This window comes from Vibrio sp. CB1-14 (genome assembly GCF_040412085.2).
GTDB classification, from domain to species: Bacteria; Pseudomonadota; Gammaproteobacteria; order Enterobacterales; family Vibrionaceae; genus Vibrio; species Vibrio chaetopteri.
The window spans coordinates 2,877,408-2,896,618 of sequence record NZ_CP115920.1 but is presented as its reverse complement, the minus strand read 5'-3'; the positions used below and the strand labels follow the sequence as shown (position 1 = coordinate 2,896,618).

The 19,211-nt window shown below is 46.7% G+C and carries 18 protein-coding genes and 1 pseudogene; 7 read left to right on the top strand and 12 right to left on the bottom strand.

Translation table 11 applies throughout. From position 1 onward, the window contains the following. The first annotated feature begins 1 nt into the window (after nucleotide 1). Nucleotides 2-778 (top strand): Zn-ribbon-containing protein, encoded by a 777-nt coding sequence (locus PG915_RS13165; protein WP_353496921.1) that lies wholly within the window; start codon nucleotides 2-4, stop codon nucleotides 776-778. Between the two features lie 82 nt (nucleotides 779-860). Here PG915_RS13165 and metQ read toward each other — a convergent pair whose 3' ends face one another. From metQ to metN, 3 genes are read right to left on the bottom strand one after another with little or no spacing between them, the layout of a single operon-like run. Then, complete coding sequence (gene metQ, locus PG915_RS13160; protein ID WP_353496920.1) at nucleotides 861-1,670, bottom strand: methionine ABC transporter substrate-binding lipoprotein MetQ; 810 nt, start codon at nucleotides 1,668-1,670, stop codon at nucleotides 861-863. Between the two features lie 34 nt (nucleotides 1,671-1,704). After that, nucleotides 1,705-2,382, bottom strand: coding sequence for a methionine ABC transporter permease (locus PG915_RS13155; protein ID WP_353496919.1), 678 nt, complete (start codon nucleotides 2,380-2,382; stop codon nucleotides 1,705-1,707). Continuing rightward, a complete protein-coding gene (metN, locus tag PG915_RS13150) occupies nucleotides 2,372-3,406 on the bottom strand; it encodes a methionine ABC transporter ATP-binding protein MetN (RefSeq protein ID WP_353496918.1) in 1,035 nt (344 codons plus the stop codon). Before metN ends, PG915_RS13155 begins: the two co-directional genes overlap by 11 nt. A 199-nt stretch (nucleotides 3,407-3,605) precedes the next feature. Between metN and gmhB the strand changes: the two genes are divergently transcribed. The 5 genes from gmhB to treC all read left to right on the top strand — a co-directional run bounded on the left by gmhB (nucleotide 3,606) and on the right by treC (nucleotide 8,937). Further along, nucleotides 3,606-4,157 (top strand): D-glycero-beta-D-manno-heptose 1,7-bisphosphate 7-phosphatase, encoded by a 552-nt coding sequence (gene gmhB / locus PG915_RS13145; RefSeq protein ID WP_353496917.1) that lies wholly within the window; start codon nucleotides 3,606-3,608, stop codon nucleotides 4,155-4,157. A 24-nt stretch (nucleotides 4,158-4,181) separates the two neighbouring features. Next, on the top strand, nucleotides 4,182-4,550 hold the full coding sequence (locus tag PG915_RS13140; RefSeq protein WP_353496916.1) for an MliC family protein: 369 nt from the start codon (nucleotides 4,182-4,184) through the stop codon (nucleotides 4,548-4,550). 14 nt (nucleotides 4,551-4,564) lie between these two features. Continuing rightward, nucleotides 4,565-5,509 carry a trehalose operon repressor TreR gene (gene treR, locus PG915_RS13135; protein ID WP_353496915.1) on the top strand — a complete coding sequence of 315 codons (945 nt, stop codon included), beginning with the start codon at nucleotides 4,565-4,567 and terminating at the stop codon, nucleotides 5,507-5,509. Nucleotides 5,510-5,748: 239 nt separating this feature from the next. Beyond that, on the top strand, nucleotides 5,749-7,173 hold the full coding sequence (treB, locus tag PG915_RS13130) for a PTS trehalose transporter subunit IIBC (RefSeq protein ID WP_353496914.1): 1,425 nt from the start codon (nucleotides 5,749-5,751) through the stop codon (nucleotides 7,171-7,173). An 81-nt stretch (nucleotides 7,174-7,254) separates the two neighbouring features. Beyond that, complete coding sequence (treC, locus tag PG915_RS13125; protein ID WP_353496913.1) at nucleotides 7,255-8,937, top strand: alpha,alpha-phosphotrehalase; 1,683 nt, start codon at nucleotides 7,255-7,257, stop codon at nucleotides 8,935-8,937. 186 nt (nucleotides 8,938-9,123) lie between these two features. Here the strand turns inward: treC and PG915_RS13120 are convergent, their stop codons facing one another. Beyond that, nucleotides 9,124-9,723 (bottom strand): YitT family protein, encoded by a 600-nt coding sequence (locus PG915_RS13120; protein ID WP_353496912.1) that lies wholly within the window; start codon nucleotides 9,721-9,723, stop codon nucleotides 9,124-9,126. Between the two features lie 348 nt (nucleotides 9,724-10,071). On the opposite strand from PG915_RS13120, the gene glyA reads away from it, so the two are divergent. Continuing rightward, the gene (glyA, locus tag PG915_RS13115) at nucleotides 10,072-11,322 is read left to right on the top strand and encodes a serine hydroxymethyltransferase (protein WP_353496911.1); all 1,251 of its coding nucleotides are present in this window, start codon (nucleotides 10,072-10,074) and stop codon (nucleotides 11,320-11,322) included. A gap of 86 nt (nucleotides 11,323-11,408) precedes the next feature. On the opposite strand, the gene PG915_RS13110 is transcribed toward glyA, so the two are convergent. From PG915_RS13110 to mrdA, 8 genes and pseudogenes are all read right to left on the bottom strand, one after another. After that, on the bottom strand, nucleotides 11,409-11,738 hold the full coding sequence (locus PG915_RS13110; RefSeq protein ID WP_042496692.1) for a hypothetical protein: 330 nt from the start codon (nucleotides 11,736-11,738) through the stop codon (nucleotides 11,409-11,411). Nucleotides 11,739-11,909: 171 nt separating this feature from the next. Beyond that, entirely contained in the window at nucleotides 11,910-12,875 is a 966-nt protein-coding gene (gene lipA, locus PG915_RS13105) for a lipoyl synthase (RefSeq protein ID WP_353496910.1), read from the bottom strand. Nucleotides 12,876-12,879: 4 nt separating this feature from the next. Continuing rightward, nucleotides 12,880-13,523 (bottom strand): annotated as a pseudogene (lipB, locus tag PG915_RS13100) (lipoyl(octanoyl) transferase LipB). A gap of 175 nt (nucleotides 13,524-13,698) precedes the next feature. After that, the gene (gene ybeD / locus PG915_RS13095) at nucleotides 13,699-13,977 is read right to left on the bottom strand and encodes a DUF493 family protein YbeD (protein ID WP_042496698.1); all 279 of its coding nucleotides are present in this window, start codon (nucleotides 13,975-13,977) and stop codon (nucleotides 13,699-13,701) included. 143 nt (nucleotides 13,978-14,120) lie between these two features. Next, nucleotides 14,121-15,299 (bottom strand): serine hydrolase, encoded by a 1,179-nt coding sequence (locus PG915_RS13090; RefSeq protein ID WP_353496909.1) that lies wholly within the window; start codon nucleotides 15,297-15,299, stop codon nucleotides 14,121-14,123. A 99-nt stretch (nucleotides 15,300-15,398) separates the two neighbouring features. Next, entirely contained in the window at nucleotides 15,399-16,202 is an 804-nt protein-coding gene (locus tag PG915_RS13085; RefSeq protein WP_353496908.1) for a septal ring lytic transglycosylase RlpA family protein, read from the bottom strand. Further along, nucleotides 16,202-17,323 (bottom strand): rod shape-determining protein RodA, encoded by a 1,122-nt coding sequence (gene rodA / locus PG915_RS13080; RefSeq protein WP_353496907.1) that lies wholly within the window; start codon nucleotides 17,321-17,323, stop codon nucleotides 16,202-16,204. The genes PG915_RS13085 and rodA overlap by 1 nt, the downstream gene beginning before the upstream one ends. After that, the gene (mrdA, locus tag PG915_RS13075; protein ID WP_353496906.1) at nucleotides 17,320-19,206 is read right to left on the bottom strand and encodes a penicillin-binding protein 2; all 1,887 of its coding nucleotides are present in this window, start codon (nucleotides 19,204-19,206) and stop codon (nucleotides 17,320-17,322) included. The genes rodA and mrdA overlap by 4 nt, the downstream gene beginning before the upstream one ends. Nucleotides 19,207-19,211: the final 5 nt, after the last annotated feature.

Below are 19,211 nucleotides of genomic sequence, written 5' to 3'. Positions count from 1 at the left end.
TATGTATGTGGTAGAGCTTCATTTTGAGTGTTTTGATAACACTACGATCAGCGCGGTAGAGAAGGGCATTAACGGTCTGATGGACGCGCTGCGCTATAACGGCCAAGTGTTAGGGCGCGAGTTTCCGGTGGTGATGGGGAAGGGGGAATTCTTTGTTCGCGCGGTATGTCCTGAGCAAGATAGCTTGCATCCAAGTAACCACTCAGATTTCGTAAAAGTATGTTTAAAGCGTTTATCGGATGCTTGCCTGTTGGCACCTAAGGTTCGCTTGCTGGGTCGTGATATCAATTCAGAGCAAGCAGCAGAAGATGAAACGCCGAGCTGGCAAGTGCTGTACACCACGTATGTGCACACCTGTTCACCGCTTCGAAGTGGTGAAACCTTGCTGCCAATCCCGCTGTACCGTAACCCACCGACACTCAATGGCGACCATAAGACGGTGATTAAATGGCAAACCGAGTGGCAAGCTTGCGATGAAATTCAAATGGCAGGTGGCTGTAAAGCAGAGCACGCAGCATTGCGAGAGCTGTCTGAGGTAGGCAGTGACCTGTTCCGTCGTGGCTGGGATATTCGCGGTCGTATCGAGTACATTACCCAAATCCCAACGTACTACTATCTGTACAAGGTGGGCGGTAAGAGCCTCGAGGAAGAAAAAGCACGTAAGTGCCCGAAATGTGGTGGAGAGTGGTTGCTTGATGAGCCGCTGCACGACATCTTTTACTTTAAGTGCGATTCTTGCCGAATCGTCTCCAATATTTCTTGGGATCACCTAAAGTAAGCAGATTTATCGATTGAAAATACAAAAGGGGTTGAAGCTAAGCTTCAACCCCTTTTTGATGTTTGGTGCAAAGGTGGTGAGATTACCAGCCTTTAACAACGCCACCTTTGAAGATATCAGAAGCTGCGTTGTACACATCTTCTGTTTGGTACGCTTTTACGAAGTTCTGAACGTTTTCTGCGTTCACATTGTCTTCACGCGCAACGATTAGGTTTACGTATGGCGACTCTTTGTCTTCAACAAACACACCGTCGCGTTGAGGTGTTAGGTCGATAGAGCTTGCGTAAGTTGTGTTGATGATAGATAGCGCTACGTCATCAAGAGAACGTGGTAGTTGTGCTGCGTCTAGCTCAACGATAGTGATGTTCTTTGGATTTTCTTCGATATCACGAACTGTCGCCAGTAGACCAACACCTTCACGTAGAGTTAGTAGACCTTGTTGCTCAAGTAGCAGTAGTGAGCGACCTAGGTTTGTTGGGTCATTGGGTACTGCGATACGTGCGCCGTCTTGGATTTCATCCACAGACTTAACTTGCTTCGAGTAGCCCGCGATAGGGTATACAAACGTGTTGCCTGCGATAGTCAGCTTGTAGTTACGATCCGTTACTTGCTGGTCTAGGTATGGCTTATGTTGGAATGCGTTAAGGTCGATAGAGCCATCGTCCAGTGCTGCGTTTGGTGTTACGTAGTCTGTGAAGGTGACTAGCTCAACGTCTAGACCGTATTGCTCTTTAGCAACCTTCGCTGCGACCTCTGCAACTTGTGCTTCTGCACCTGCCATCACACCGACTTTGATCTTGCTGGTGTCGACTTCTTTTTCACCACAGCCAGATAGAATAAGTGCTGATGCAGCAGCTGCAATTGCGAGTAAATTCTTAACGTTGAATTTCATGACTCTCTCCTTGTTATAAATCTTAAAATCTCGATTATCTGTGGTCTACGCGGCGAACAACGGCATCACCGATAGACTGAATAATTTGTACCAATACAATGAGCATCACCACGGTCACGGCCATAATGGTCACATCGTATCGGTGGAAACCATAGCGAATGGCTACGTCACCTAGCCCGCCACCGCCGACGGTACCCGCCATTGCTGAGTAGCTTACTAGTGTCACTAGGGTGATTGTCACCGAATTGACAATCGTAGGTAATGCTTCTGGAAGCAGTACCTTAGTAATGATTTGGTATGGTGTTGCGCCCATTGATTGTGCGGCTTCTACCAGACCTGTTGGCACCTCAAGTAGTGCGCCTTCAATAAGGCGTGCCACAAATGGAATCGCACCAACCGTCAGTGGAACAATAGCTGCCGTGGTACCGATAAAGGTGCCAATCAAAATCTTGGTCAGTGGAATGATCGCTACCATTAATACTAAGAAAGGCACCGAACGACCCACGTTAACAATGGCACCTAGCACACTGTTTAAACGCATGTTTTCTAGCAAGCCACCTTTTTTAGTGGTATGCAGAATAACACCCAGTGGGATACCGACGGCGAAGCCAACCACTCCTGCTACGGCAACCATATATAGGGTTTCCCATGTTGCCCCTAATAGTAGGTTACTGTTTAGAGATAACCAGTCTGAGACAGTGTTAAAGGACATAGCCAAGTACCTCTACTTTTACATTGTGGTCACGAAGATATTGAATCGCCGCGTTGTCGTCTTGCTCATTACCAAACAGCTCTGCCACCATCATGCCGAATTTTACGCCGCCCGCGTAATCAAGATCGGAGCTTAGGATGCTGACATCAATATTGTATTTGCGTGCAATTTGCGTCATTAGCGGCGCATCTACAGTAGCACCGGTAAACTCTAGGCGAACAAGCGGGTAGCTGCCATCAACGCGCTCAGCTTGCAGTCTTGCTTGATAGTCTTCTGGAATCGACAGGTCGAGCGTTGAACGGATGAATTGGTGCGCAAGTTCAGTTTTCGGATGGGCAAAGATTTCACCAACAGTACCTTTCTCAACTAAGTGACCGTCGCCAATGATTGCGACTTCATGACAGATGCTTTTTACCACGTCCATTTCGTGAGTAATTAGAAGAATGGTGATCTTAAGCTTGCGGTTGATTTCTTTCAGTAGCTCAAGAATCGATTGAGTCGTCGCAGGGTCGAGTGCGCTGGTGGCTTCATCACAAAGCAGCACCTTAGGATCTGACGATAGTGCGCGAGCAATCGCGACACGCTGCTTTTGACCACCACTTAGATTGGCAGGGTAAGTATCGCGCTTATCTGCCAGCCCGACGAGCTTTAGAAGATCCGTCACTTTAGTCTCGATATGTGAGCGCTCTTTGCCAGCAAGCTCAAGTGGCAGTGCCACGTTTTCAAATACGGTGCGAGATGAAAGCAAGTTAAAGTGCTGGAAAATCATGCCAATGTTGCGGCGCGCTTCTGAAAGCTCGGATTTCGATAGCTTAGTCAGGTCAACACCGTCAACGATGACTTCACCCGACGTTGGCGCTTCAAGCATGTTTACGCAGCGAATCAACGTACTCTTACCCGCACCAGAGGCGCCAATCACACCAAAGATGGTACCTTCTGCGATATGCAGATTGATGTCTGCCAAGGCGTTGATTTCCTTAGCGCCTTGATAAAACACTTTGTTTACTTGATTAATTTCGATCATCTAAGCAACCTGAAGTCCGTGAGTAGCATAAAAGTTTGAACTACATCTCAATTGATAGAAGATGCTATGGTTTTCACCTTTTAGTGTCAATAGATATTTTTACGTCTAGACGTCTAAACGGCATTTTCATAGTGCCGTGACTATAAAAGCGTGTAATAATTCAGGTTATTAGCACCTATCTATAACAAGAGAGTGAACTGTGGCAAAACCAGCTGTTTTTTTGGATCGTGATGGCGTCATTAACGTTGATCATGGGTACGTTAGCGATGAACACGACTTTGAGTATGTTGAAGGCGTTTTTGAAGCGACGAAAAAACTGCAGGACATGGGCTATATGCTGGTGTTGGTGACCAATCAATCAGGCATTGCTCGCGGTATGTTCTCCGAAGATCGCTTCCTTTCTTTAACTCAATGGATGGATTGGAACTTCTCTGATAATGGCGTCGAGTTCGATGGTATCTATTATTGTCCACATCACCCAGAGCATGGCATTGGTGATTACAAACAAGATTGTGACTGCCGTAAACCAAAACCGGGCATGTTTATCTCTGCTCGTGATTTCCTAAAGATTGATATGGAAAACTCAGTCATGGTCGGCGATAAAGCCGAAGATATGATGGCAGCTGAAGCAGCTGGCGTTGGCACCAAGATCTTAGTACGTACTGGCAAACCGGTCACCGAGCGCGGTGAGTCTGTCGCAACTGTGGTACTTGATAGTATCCGCGATGTGCCGCAATACTTAACTAAGTAATCGTTTGATCCTAAAGGAGTCATTATGAGTGCATTAGTTAAACATGGATTGGTTACGGCTATGATGGTTGGCGGTTTGGTGGCGTGCAGTAGTTCGGATCAGGTGGAACCTGAAAACCCTTATCATGTCCTCCAGTATCAGTGCGATAACCAGAGCTTTCAGGTAACCCAGTTATCGAGTGAGCAAGTCTTGCTGCTTATCGATGGCGAAGAATATCATCTGCACCGCGTCCCTTCTGCGTCAGGCGTGAAGTATTCACTTGATGGTCAATCTCAAGTTGAATCAGAGGTTGAGCTGTTTAGTAAGGGCAGAAAGGGCATGCTTACCATTGCGGGTGAAACCGATAAAAGCTGTATGATGACCACACGAAGCATACCAAAAAACGGATACTAAGCTTTTAGATAACCATGAGCAAAAAACTCACCATACTTGATATTGCAAAGCTGTCGGGAGTCGGTAAATCAACCGTCTCTCGCGTGCTCACTAACGATCCTAAAGTAAAACCTGAAACTCGCGAGAAAGTGGAGCGTGTGATTGCAGAGCATGGCTATGTGCCCTCTAAGTCGGCGCAATCGATGCGTGGGGGCGGAGTGCAAAAGGTCATTGGTGTCATTATCTCGCGTCTCGACTCGCCTTCAGAGAACAAAGCGGTGAGCAGCATGCTCAATGTGCTTTACTCTGCAGGTTACGATGTGGTGATCATGGAGAGTCAGTTCGATCCCGATAAAACCAACGAGCATCTAAGCGTACTGCGTAAACGCAACGTTGAAGGTGTCATTGTGTTTGGTTTTACGGAGCTTGATATCGATAGAGTGTCTTTGTGGCAGGAGAAGGTGGTGGTCATTGCCATGGATACCGATCAAGTCTCCTCCATCAACTACGACAATCAAGGATTGATCCAAGCGGTTTTGAATAAATTGCAGGCGCAAGGCGTCAATCAACTTGCCTATATTGGTGTCGATCCTAAGGATAAAACCACGGGCTTGGCACGCCTTAACGCATTTCAAAAATGGTGTGATGATAACGATCAGCATGCTGTTTATCGCACCGGTGAGCTTCATCATGAAAGTGCTTATCAGCTTGTCGATGAAGTAGTGACGGACTCATTACAAGCGATCGTGTGTGCCAGTGATACCTTAGCGCTTGGCACGATCAAACGCCTGCAAGAGCTTGGCCGAGAAGATATCGTGGTGACTGGCGTCGGTGGTAATGAACTGCTCTCTTTCCTGTTCCCTAATATTTACAGCATTGATCCCGGCTATCAGCAAGCGGGAGAAAAAGCAGCTAACCTATTGATTAGTCAGCTTACTGGCAATAAATCCATCTCTCATCTTACGCAAGAAGCAGTGTAATCACGGCTTCTTTTTCGTAGCAGTTCCACTAATCAACTTGACGCATTTATCAACAATTATTGTGATCATACTCAATTAATGGGACTGTTCCCATTTTTGTTTTGATTGTTCCATGGCACACTTAACTCAATCTTTGGGAATGTTCCCATTCGCATGTTGCGATATTATTAATATAACGAGACAAATGGACCTAGACGTCTTAACCCTACGTCTCTATATCAGGAAAAGGTGTACAAACGATGAGCAAAATAGCCCAGCAAGACATTGCAGCGATCATCGACGGTGTTGGCGGAGCTGACAACATTGCCAGTGTTAGCCACTGTTTAACTCGCTTAAGATTCGTTCTTAACGATACCGATAAAGCCGACAAGTCGGTACTAGAGAGCCTCAAGATTGTTAAAGGCTGCTTTACCAATGCAGGTCAGTTCCAAGTGGTGATTGGCACTGAAGTTGATGAAGTCTACAAAATGTTGATTGACTCAACAGGTAAGAAAGCGGCATCTAAAGACGATGCCAAGCTGGCTGCGCGCCAGAACATGAACTTTCTAGAGCGTGGTATCTCGCACTTAGCCGAAATTTTTGTTCCCCTTTTGCCGGCGATTATCACAGGTGGTTTGATTCTTGGCTTCCGCAATGTTATCGGCGACATCCGTATGTTCGATGGCAAAACCTTAGTGGAAATCAGCCAGTTCTGGGCAACTGTTCACTCGTTCTTATGGCTTATCGGTGAAGCTATTTTCTTCTTCCTACCGGTTGGTGTGTGTTGGTCTACGGTGAAAAAGCTTGGTGGTACGCCCATTCTTGGTATCACGCTGGGTGTCACCTTAGTATCGCCCCAGCTGATGAATGCTTATCTCATAGGTAAAGAAGTGCCAGAGGTTTGGGATTTCGGATTGTTTGTGATTGAGAAGGTGGGCTATCAGGCTCAGGTGATCCCGGCGATGCTGGCAGGTGTGGCACTGGCGCTAATTGAAACCAACTTAAAGCGTATTGTCCCAAGCTACTTGTATCTGGTTGTGGTGCCATTCGTATCAATCATTCTGTCGGTCATTCTTGCTCATGCTTTCATCGGCCCGTTTGGTCGCGTGCTAGGTGATGGTGTTGCGTTTGCGGCAAAAGCTGCGATGACGGGTGATTTTGCAGTACTTGGCTCTGTGGTCTTTGGTTTCCTATACGCACCGCTGGTTATTACTGGTATCCACCACACAACCAATGCGGTTGACCTTCAGCTTATGCAAGACCTAGGTGGTACGCCAATCTGGCCTTTGATCGCACTGTCTAATATCGCTCAAGCATCTGCTGTTGTTGGCATCATCATTATCAGTAAGCGTGAGGGTGAGCGTGATATCTCAGTCCCCGCTGCTATCTCGGCTTACTTAGGTGTCACTGAACCTGCTATGTACGGTATCAACCTGAAGTACAAGTTCCCAATGCTGAGTGCAATGATTGGTAGTGCAATTGCGGCAGCTATCTGTGGCAGTGCAGGCGTGATGGCGAACGGTATCGGTGTCGGCGGTCTACCAGGCATCCTATCAATTCAGCCGCAATACTGGATGGTGTATTTCATGGCGATGCTAGTAGCAATGGCCGTGCCGATTCTACTGACTTTGTTCCTGTACAAACGCGCTCAATCAAAAGGTGAGCTAGAGCTTGCGAGCGCGTAACCCCCATTAGTGGCTCACATTGAGCCACTTCTTTGCTTTTTATTTTGACGAATTTCCAAATTGGTAAGTGAGATTAAACCTATGAGTCAAACTGCTCAAAAAGACTGGTGGAAAACAGCCACGATTTATCAAATCTACCCTAAGAGCTTTTGCGATAGCGGTGATAAAGGAATGGGCGACATCAAAGGGATTACCTCGAAGCTTGATTACTTATCGAAGTTAGGTGTAGACGCGATCTGGCTTACTCCAGTGTATGCCTCACCAATGATTGATAACGGTTACGACATCTCTGATTACTATGCGATCAACCCTGACTTTGGCACCATGCAAGATTTTGATGCGTTGCTCGCTGCTGCCCATCAGAAAGGTATCCGCATCATTATGGATATCGTTGTTAACCACACCTCAACCGAACATCAATGGTTCCAGTCGGCACTTGGAGATAAACAAAGCCCGTACCGTGATTACTACATCTGGAAACCCAATGAAGGCAAATTACCCAACAACTGGCAGTCAAAGTTTGGTGGCTCTGCATGGGCATTAGATGAAGCCACCGATGAATACTATCTGCACCTATTTGCCAAAGAGCAGGCTGACCTTAATTGGGAAAACCCAACAGTTCGTGAAGAAGTAAAACAGGTCATCGAGTTCTGGGCACAGAAAGGCGTGGATGGTTTTAGGCTTGATGTGATCAACCTTATCTCAAAACAGCAAGACTTTGCTGATGATGATATTGGTGATGGTCGCCGTTTTTACACTGACGGTCCGCGCGTTCATGAGTATTTACAGGAGATCAGCGAAGCGGTATTCCAGAAGTATGGCTCGGTCACCGTTGGTGAAATGTCTTCAACGACTCTAGAGCATTGCCAGCAATACAGTTCACTCGATAACAAAGAGCTTTCGATGGTGTTCAATTTTCATCACCTAAAGGTCGATTACCCAAATGGAGATAAGTGGACGAAAGCGGACTTCGATTTCCAGCAGCTAAAACAGATTTTTAACCACTGGCAGACAGGTCTAAATGGGAAAGGCTGGGGCGCACTGTTCTGGTGTAACCACGACCAACCTCGCGTGGTCAGCCGCCTTGGCAATGATCAGCAATACCGAACTGAGTCAGCAAAAATGCTGGCAGCGTCTGTCCATCTGATGCAAGGCACGCCATATATTTATCAAGGTGAAGAGATCGGCATGACCAATCCGAGCTTCACGGATATGAGCCAATATCGAGATGTCGAAAGCCTTAATATGTATCAGCTGATGGTTGAGCAGGGCGATACCTCTCATGATGATATGATGGCTATCCTAAGACAGAAATCTCGTGATAACTCTCGCACACCTATGCAATGGAATGACAGCAAACACGCTGGCTTTACCCAAGGTACGCCTTGGATTGGCGTCGCTGAAAATTATCCTCAGATCAACGCTGAGGCAGCGGTTGAAGATGAGCAGTCGGTATTCTACTTCTACAAAGAGCTCATTGCGCTTCGTAAGCAGTTAGCGGTGATTACTGACGGTAGCTATGTGGATTTGTTCCCAGAGCACACTCAGGTTCATGGCTACTTGCGTGAGAGTGAAGATGCGATGCTGCTGTGCTTGAACAACTATTATGGTGAAGAAACTAGCGTGGTGTTGCCGGAGCAGTTTGATGGCTTGGTGAGTCGTGCTGTGTTGAGTAATTGTGGGGTTGTTGGTGAGGTTGAACTGAAGGGTGAGGTGGTTTTGAGGCCTTATGAGACGTTGGTGTTGTTGGTTGATAAAAACTAAGAACAAGATCAAGAGATTGACCCCCTCTAGCTCCCCCGGCTACGCGCCCCGTTATAAAGGGGGAGAATCATTGCTCGTTACTGACGTAACATTGCACCTTTACATAAGGCGATGCGATAGCGAGCCAGTAGTTCCTCCCCTTAATAAGGGGAGGCTAGGAGGGGTAAAAAGTGAGCGAAGCGAGTCTCACCCATAAGTCACCACATACCTAGTCGGCTTATGATTCATCGCCAATACCAAATTCAACATCACCGCACCAAGAATCGAAATCGAAATAATCGACGGCGACACAAAGAAGAACGACGCAACAAGAATGGCACTATCAATCGCCATCTGCGTTTTACCGACCGAAATTCCAAACTTGTCCTGGATAAACAGACACAACACATTAAAGCCACCTAGGCTTGAGCGGTGCCTGAATAGAATCAGCATACCAAGACCCATCAATAAGCCACCGGCGATCGCGCAGTAGATAGTATTGACGTTATCCAGTGTGACCACTCGATGCATGTTGTCCGTAATAATAGATACTAAGGCACCAGAAATGGCGCTGCTAGCCGCAAAGCGTTTACCGAAGCGTTTCCAAGCAAGTAGGTAAAATGGGCTGTTTAGGGCGAAATAAAGCGTACCAAAAGAAATTGGTACAAATTGGCTCATAAGAAGGGCAAGACCTGTGGTGCCGCCAGTTAAAAGTTGAGCCGACTGAAGAAAGAATATTCCCTGAGCGACGATAAAGGTGCCAGTTAGAATCGCTATCCAGTCTTCTTTGAGTGTGTGTTTTTGCATCAATTTTAAATTCTTCTAGTCAATAAACGCCGCAATATTATTGAAAAGTTGATGTTTTCGGTAGCTTGAAGGGTAAATTTACGGTAAACCTATGTAATTCAATTTTTACACTGTGTAAATGGAATTATTGACACTTAGCGCATTCGAACGATGCACTTTATCGGGGCATATGATGAAGCCTAAGGTTCACTATGAAAAAACTGCATGAGAAATTTCCAATTTTCTCTTTATGACCTAGATCAAATTATGTATCATGCGAGTCATCAAATGTGGTGACGAAAACGTTTGCTTTTGGTCATTGTGTGGTTTTTTTGAAACTTTCAGAACAATCTGAGTCAGGAGATACAGATGCTTAAGCGTGATATGAACATCGCTGATTACGATGCGGAGCTATTTGCAGCAATTCAAGAAGAGACACTACGTCAAGAAGAGCACATCGAGCTAATCGCTTCGGAAAACTACACCAGCCCGCGCGTAATGGAAGCGCAAGGCTCTCAGCTAACCAACAAGTATGCTGAAGGCTACCCGGGTAAGCGCTACTACGGTGGTTGTGAGTATGTTGATAAAGCGGAAACACTAGCGATTGATCGTGCGTGTGAGCTATTTGGTTGTGAGTACGCGAACGTTCAGCCGCACTCTGGTTCTCAAGCGAACAGCGCAGTGTACATGGCGCTGCTTAACCCAGGCGACACAGTTCTAGGTATGAGCCTAGCGCACGGTGGTCACCTGACTCACGGTTCACCAGTAAACTTCTCTGGTAAGCACTACAACGTGATTCCTTACGGTATCGACGAAGCGGGTCAAATCAACTACGACGAGATGGAGCAGCTTGCTGTTGAGCACAAGCCTAAGATGATCATCGGTGGTTTCTCTGCATACAGCCAAATCGTAGATTGGGCTCGCATGCGTGAAATTGCAGACAAGGTTGATGCTTACCTATTCGTTGATATGGCGCACGTTGCGGGTCTTATCGCTGCAGGTGTTTACCCAACACCGGTGCCACACGCTCACGTGGTAACAACAACAACGCACAAAACTCTAGCGGGTCCTCGCGGTGGTCTTATCCTGTCTAATGCAGGCGAAGACATGTACAAGAAACTGAACTCTGCAGTATTCCCTGGTGGTCAGGGTGGTCCTCTAATGCACGTTATCGCGGGTAAAGCCGTCGCGTTCAAAGAAGCAATGGAGCCAGAGTTTAAAGAGTACCAAGCGCGCGTTGTTAAGAATGCAAAAGCGATGGTTGCACAGTTCCAAGAGCGCGGTTACAACATCGTATCTAACGGCACTGAAAACCACCTATTCCTTGTTGATCTAATCGACAAAGACATCACAGGTAAAGAAGCGGATGCCGCTCTTGGCGCAGCAAACATCACGGTTAACAAGAACTCAGTTCCAAATGACCCACGCAGCCCATTCGTAACGTCTGGTATCCGTATTGGTTCACCTGCGATTACTCGCCGTGGCTTCACTGAAGCAGATGCGACTGAGCTTGCTAACTGGATGTGTGATGTTCTAGACAACATCAACGATGCATCAGTGATTGAAGCAACGAAAGCAAAAGTACTAGAGATCTGTAAGCGTCTGCCTGTTTACGCGTAATTCTCTACGGCTTTAAAGCGAACAAAAAAAAAGCGAGCTAAATGCTCGCTTTTTTAGTGCTTGAAACTTTTAAGTCGTAGGTAATGTTACTTATTAATGTTGAGCAGAGTGCCTGATTTACAGCGGAATGAGTAATATTTACGACTTTCGCTAAACTGACCTAGGCCTTCACCATTACAATAATCAATATTGATATCGCGCATGATATCCAGCGTCTTCTCGCTGTTCAGTGCGAACTTAGCGCCGTCCTTACAAACGATACGAACGCGACCATCGTCGCTAACCGAGTATAGGTTTACTTCAGTATTACATAGCTCGAATGACGCTTCTAAATAGTTGTCTTGCTGGGTGTTCTGCGCACAGCCTGCAATCACAGTTGCCGCGAGAATAGGCAAACCAATTTTCAATAACTTCATGTTACGTCCTTGATTGGGTGAAACTTTTTATTTAAGCCTACCTAAAAATAGCAAAAATGCGAGTATGAGATTGTCATGTTGCATATTTTTCTCAAAAAAAACACGGATTGCTTCAACAGCGAATCCGTGTTTTATGTCCGAAAAAGGCAATGTTACTTCTAAAAAGTAATGCTATTTCACTTCTTCGCCTTTTGCTTGTAGGTCTGCATGGTACGACGAGCGAACAAATGGACCACAGGCTGCATGGGTAAAGCCAAGTTCAAGGGCGATCTCTTTTAGCTCATCAAACTCTGATGGCGGTACATAGCGCTCAACCGGTAAGTGATGACGACTTGGTGCTAGGTATTGACCCAGTGTAAGCATAGTGACGCCGTGAGCACGGAGATCTTTCAGTACTTCAACAATCTCTTCTTTGGTTTCGCCCAGACCCATCATCAAGCCAGACTTAGTCGGTACGTCAGGGTGCATCTCTTTAAACTTCTGAAGAAGCTGAAGTGACCATTTGTAGTTCGCACCCGGGCGCGCCTTACGATATAAGCGTGGAGCTGTCTCTAAGTTGTGGTTAAACACATCTGGCGGGTTATCTTTTAGTGCTTCAAGCGCTACATCCATACGGCCACGGAAATCAGGTACCAGGGTCTCGATGCGGATCTCTGGGTTAAGTGCGCGGATTTCACGGTTGCAGTCTGCAAAGTGCTGAGCACCACCGTCACGCAGGTCGTCACGATCCACAGAGGTAACCACTACGTATTTAAGCTTCATGTCCTTAATAGTTTGCGCAAGCTTTTGCGGCTCACCAGTTTCTGGCGCATTTGGACGGCCATGAGCTACATCGCAGAAAGGACAACGACGAGTACAGATAGCACCAAGGATCATAAAAGTTGCTGTGCCGTGGTTAAAGCACTCAGCCAGGTTAGGGCATGAGGCTTCTTCACATACCGAGTGAAGATCGTTTTTGCGCATTGCAGACTTGATGTCTTGAATACGCTGACTGTCCGCTGGCAGCTTGATCTTCATCCATTCAGGCTTACGAAGGATTTTTTTTTGCTCGGTAGGCATGTTCTTTACGGGAATCAATGCCATCTTGTCAGCGTCACGGTACTTGACGCCTTTTTCCATTTGGATAGGTTTGCTCATCGTCTTATGCTTCTTCGCTGAATTCTACTTGCTCGTAATCAAGTATTTCTAATAGTGCTTTGATCATTTGGTCTTCGACAGTCGAGACCTCTTTTGGATCACCCAGTTGGCTCACTTGAACCATTTCCATCCCAGCATAGCCACAAGGGTTGATACGAAGGAAAGGGGAGAGATCCATATTAATATTTAGCGCCAGTCCGTGAAATGAGCACCCTTTACGGATACGCAGACCAAGGGAGCAGACTTTTTTTACCATCGACATACACTCCAGGGGCATCGGGCCTAGCCGCTGACTCAATATCATACGCGTTAAGTGTGTTGATAACGAGGTTTTCGATGTGCGTAACCAGCTCGCGAACGCCAAGCTTTTTTACGACGCAAATTGATAAGAAAGTAGGCAACGAGCTGACCAGGACCATGATAGGTGACCTGTCCGCCGCGATCGCTTTGAATGACTGGGATATCACCAGTGTTGAGTAGGTGCTCTTCTTTACCTGCCTGTCCCTGAGTAAAGACAGGGTTGTGCTCCACTAACCACACTTCGTCGCGTGTATCGTCTGTTCGATTGTCAGTGAAATCATGCATGGCTTTCCAGACTGGTTCGTAGTCTTTTCGCCCAAGCTTCCTTACAACTAGCTGATTTTCCACCAGTCACCTCGCTGCTACTTAATAAAGTATTCGCATTATAAACATGTTGATGGTTTTGAACTACTAATAAATAACGAATTCTTAACCATTACATGATGCTGGATATTTATCTGATTGATAAATAAAAAGAAAGCAGCCTAAGCTGCTTTCAAATAAATTTGAAACTTTCAATTTATTATAGAACCATACGAACAATGTCGATATCACCAAGTTCTTTGTAAAGGGTCTCTACCTGCTCGATTGAGGTCGCTGTAATGTTAATAGATACAGCGTGGTAGTTGCCTTTTGCACTTGGCTTAATGGTTGGGCTGTAGTCCCCTGGCGCGTGGCGTTGGATCACTTCCAGCACTTTTTCAGGAAGCTCTGGTTTAGCGTAACCCATCACTTTGAAGGTAAAAGAGCAAGGGAACTCGAGTAGGTCTTTGAGTTTTGCATCAGAGTTGATGGTCAACATAGTAGGGACTCCAAAAAATACCAATTCTTTATAACGGTGCGAATAGTAATGCCTTACGTGGACGATCTCAAGCCAATGAAAAAGTAAAGCCGCTTATAGCGGCTTTACGATGACTCGATTACTTTGGCGTTAAACGCTAGGGCTTAGAAAAAGCTCTTGAAAAGTAATACGATGTAATCCCACAAGCGACTGAACAGGCTGCCTTCTTGAACATCTTCAAGAGCAAGCAGTGGGTATTCAGCTACGTCTTCGCCTTCTAGTTGATAGTATAGCTTACCAACGACATCGCCTTTAGATATTGGTGCTTCTAACTGCTTTTCAAGTACGAAGCTTGCTTTTAGGTTTTTCGCTTGGCCGCGTGGCAGTGTGACATAAGTGTCTTGGTTCACACCTAGCGCGACGGCGTCTTTGTCACCCATCCATACTTTTTCTTCAACGAAGGTTTCGTCTGCTTTGTGTGGATTAACCGTCTCGAAGAAGCGGAAGCCGTAACTCAGTAGCTTTTTACTTTCCGATTTACGAGCGTTGGCGCTCTTAGTACCCATCACGACGGCAACAAGACGCATCTTACCTTCAGTTGCTGAGCTCACTAGGCTGTAGCCAGCTTTGCTTGTGTGGCCAGTTTTGATGCCATCAACGTTCATGCTCTTGTCCCAAAGTAGACCGTTACGGTTGTATTGGGTGATGCCGTTGTAGGTGAATTTCTTCTCAGAGTAAATACGGTACTCATCTGGCACGTCTTTGATAAGCGCGCGACCCAGAAGAGCCATATCATAAGGGGTTGAGTACAGATTCGGATTGTCTAGACCGTGCACGTTAGCAAAGTGCGAGTTGGTCATGCCGATAGACTTCGCCCATGCATTCATAAGGTCAACGAATGCATCTTCTGAGCCTGCAATGTGCTCAGCCATCGCGACACAAGCATCATTACCCGATTGAATGATGATGCCTTTGTTTAGCTCATCAACGGTAACCTTGGTGCCTACTTCAATGAACATCTTTGATGAATCAGGGAAGTTCTTTGCCCACGCATTTTTGCTGATGGTCACTTCGTCTTGTGGTGAGATGTTACCGCGCTTTAGCTCTTGGCCGATAACATAGCTGGTCATCATTTTGGTCAAACTTGCCGGGTGGAGCTGAGTATTCATCTCTTTCTCAGCGAGAACCTTACCAGAGTTGTAGTCCATCAAAACGAAGCCTTTCGCTGCGATTTGAGGTGCATCAGGCATGACAACAGGTGCCGCAAAGGCAGAAGTTGCTGCCAAAGTTGCGGAAAGAGCAATAGTGGTTACAAATTTCATAGAAGATTTATTCTTATTCATTTCGAATGCGTTTGAGTAATAGTTCGTATAGTAACAGAATGTTGCCTGCAAACTAGATAGCTTACACTAAGTAACAACGGTTATTTATGTCAATGATGTTTACAGTTTTTTGACGAAAGCTGAGGGGTAGCCAATCTTTTGCACCTGCTCCAGTACGTCTTGAGTTTGCTTGTAATCTTTAAAGGGGACAAGCATCAGTCGATAGTTCTTGTTTACCGGGGTAAGAAAGGTGTCGACAGATAGCTTTTCACTCAGTTGCTTGGACAAGTTGTCGATGCGATCTTTATGAGGTGAGGCAACGACTTGAATAGTGTACTCCGGGTGCTTGCTCAGCTCATGTTGACTAGATGGTTTTTCGACGATAATCACTTCAATTTCGACGTTAGCCGTACCCGTTTTAATCACATCTAGCTTGTTTGCTGCTGCATAACTTAGGTCGATAATACGGCCGTCATGGAAAGGACCACGGTCATTAACACGAACAATGGTCTCTTTTCCGTTATCAAGATTTTTAACTTTAACATAGCTCGGTAGAGGCAAAGTCTTATGGGCTGCCGACATTGAGTACATGTCGTACACTTCGCCATTCGAGGTTAAGTGTCCATGGAACTTTTTGCCATACCAGGATGCTTCGCCACGCTCTGTAAAACCTGTTGGGTCTTTAATCACGGTGTAGCTTTTGCCGCGCAGGCGGTAACTCTTATTACCCCCGAGACTGTATGGTTCATACTTTGGCACCGCGCCTTCAATATGATCGACAGAAATAGGCGCGCTAGGTGCCACATCGTCTTTCAGGTCATAGCGACTGTCTGATGACGAAGAGCACCCAGCTAGGGCGGTCAGCCCTAAGGCCAAACCCAGCCAAGAAAGGCGCTGGCGCCATGTGTCATTCCGTTTGTTCATTAGGTTGCCTTTGAGAATGCTTTTCGGTGTGTATGAATTGACATCAGAATGCCAAATCCAGCCATGAGGGTCACCATGGAGGTGCCACCGTAGCTGATCAGCGGCAATGGTACACCAACTACCGGTAATATACCGCTCACCATACCAATATTTACAAAAACATAAACGAAGAAGCTAAGAACGATACTGCCAGCCATCATTCGACCGAACGCAGTTTGTGCGGAACTGGCTAGATATAAGCCTCGCCCGATAATGAATAGATAGAGAGTAAGCAGCAATAGAATTCCGAACATTCCCCACTCTTCAGCAATAACCGCAAAGATGAAGTCGGTGTGACGCTCAGGCAAAAACTCGAGCTGTGATTGAGTGCCTTGCATCCAGCCCTTACCAGTGATCCCGCCAGAGCCGATAGCAATTTTACTTTGAATGATGTGATAACCCGCGCCCAGTGGATCCGATTCGGGGTCAAACAAGGTACGTACGCGTACTTTCTGATACTCACGCATCAAAAAGAACCAAAGCACCGGGACAAAGGCACTCAGCGCAAGCACGGCTCCAAAGATAATTTTCCAGCTGATACCAGCTAAGAAGACAACGAAGATCCCCGAGGCGGCAATCAAAATGGAAGTCCCAAGGTCTGGCTGCTTGGCGATTAATATTGTGGGCACGAACACCATCACTAGCGAGATGATTAAGGTCTGAAACGTGATGGGTAGTGAACGCTTACCAATGTAACGAGCCACCATCAAGGGTACCGCCAGTTTAAGAAGCTCTGAGGGCTGAAAGCGCACAAAGCCCAAATTTAGCCAGCGCTGAGCCCCTTTTGAGGCTTCACCAAAGAACAGCACGCCAAACAGCAGCATGACGCCCGCAAAGAACATTAAGGGAGCTAAGGTTTCATAGGTTCTTGGCGATAGCTGGGCGAGGACAACCATTACCACTAGAGCAAGTACCATACGCATTGCTTGCCTGTCCATCATAGCCATACTTTGGCCGCTGGCGCTGTACATTACTACAAGACCAAAACCCATAAGTGCCAGAATTCCGAGCACCAAAGGCAAATCGATGTGGAAGCGTTCGAACATCACTCGGCTTTGACCGGTGGAAGGATCAAATCTCATTCTTCTTCACTCTCTTCCTTTTCTGCCAATGCTAAGTCGAACAGCTGTCGAGCGACTGGCGCTCCGTTGCTAGAACCACCACCGGCGTTCTCAAGTACGACAGTAACCACGACCTCAGGATTCTCAAACGGGGCGAAGCCGGTAAACAATGCATGGTCTTTCAGATGCTCTGCGAGCTCTTCAGCGTTGTACTCTTCGTCTTCTGCCAAGCTAAACACCTGTGCAGTCCCCGATTTACCACCACTTTGAAAAGGCATATTGGCGAACGCGCGTCGAGCTGTGCCTTTAACGCCGTGGTTTACCCGGCGCATACCTTCTAAAGCAATATCCCAGTAGCGCTCTTGTACACCGGTAATAGGGGGTCTCGAGTCAACTTCACTTAAGGTTTGATGATCAAAGCTGTCGCCATTATTTATGGTCGCACGCAATAGATGTGGAGAGAGTACTTCGCCGCGATTAACCAGAACTGAGGTTGCTTTGGCTATCTGCATTGGCGTTGCTGTCCAGTAACCCTGACCGATACCGACAGGGATGGTATCACCTTGATACCACGGTGTTCTGTGTCTGGCCATCTTCCATTCGCGTGTTGGCATATTGGCTTTGCTCTCTTCGAAGATATCAATGCCTGTGTAGTCGCCGAAACCAAACATCATCATCCACTTCGATAGGCGATCAATGCCCATGTCGTAAGCAATTTGGTAGTAGAAGGTATCCACCGACTCTTCAATCGCTTTGAGAATATCAACCTTACCATGACCCCAACGCAACCAATCACGGAATGGACGTGTCTTCGAGTTTGGAATACGCCAGTAGCCCGGGTCATTACGTGTAGTTTTGGTGGTAATGACGCCTTCTTGAAGTGCGCCGACCGAGATAAACGGCTTAACCGTTGAAGCGGGTGGATAAATACCAAGGGTTGCGCGGTTTACTAGTGGTCGGTTTTTATCTTCCAGTAGTGCGCGATAGCCTTTGCTCGAAATGCCGTTCACAAATGCATTTGGATCGTAGCTTGGGCTGGATACCATTGCTAATACACCGTTATCACTTGGATCAAGAATGATCGCTGAGCCACGTCTGCCATCGAGCAGTTTGTGAACCTTAAGTTGAAGCGTTATGTCCAGGTTCAGAACGATGTCTTTACCAGGAAGAGGTGGCACGAACTTGAGGGTTCTTAATACGCGTCCACGGCTGTTCACTTCCACTTCCTGATAGCCAGCGGTGCCGTGCAAAATATTTTCGTAGTAGCGCTCAATACCGAGCTTACCAATATCGCGTGTCGCCTGATAATTTGCGTCTTGCTCTTCGCGGATCAGGCGGCGCATGTCTCGATCATTAATGCGGGATACATAACCAATTACGTGAGTAAGCACATCACCGTAGGGATAGAAACGTTTTAGGTTCGCAGCTATTTCAACGCCAGGGAACTTATGTTGATGAACGGAAAAGATCGCGACTTGGTCTTCAGTCAATTGGGTCAGAAGCGGGATCGATTTAAAACGGCGAGTACGCTTGCGATCGCGATTGAAGGCTTCTTCACGCTCAGGTGAGATATCCAGATATTGTCTTAGCGCCTGGATGGTTGCATCCATGTCTTTGACTTTTTCTGGTGTGACTTCTAGGTTGAAGACAGGACGGTTCTCCGCCAGCAAAATGCCATTGCGGTCGTAGATGAGCCCGCGATTAGGCGCGATAGGCACGACTTTGATGCGGTTATCGTTCGAGCGGGTTTTATAGTCTTGATACTGGTTGATCTGGATGTTGTAGAGGTTAGCGACGAGCACCAACATCATTACAACGATACCAACAAACGCCACAATAGCGCGACTTTTAAATAGTCGCGCTTCGGCCTGATGATCCCGTATCTGGCTGCGTTTACGTTTCATCGCTA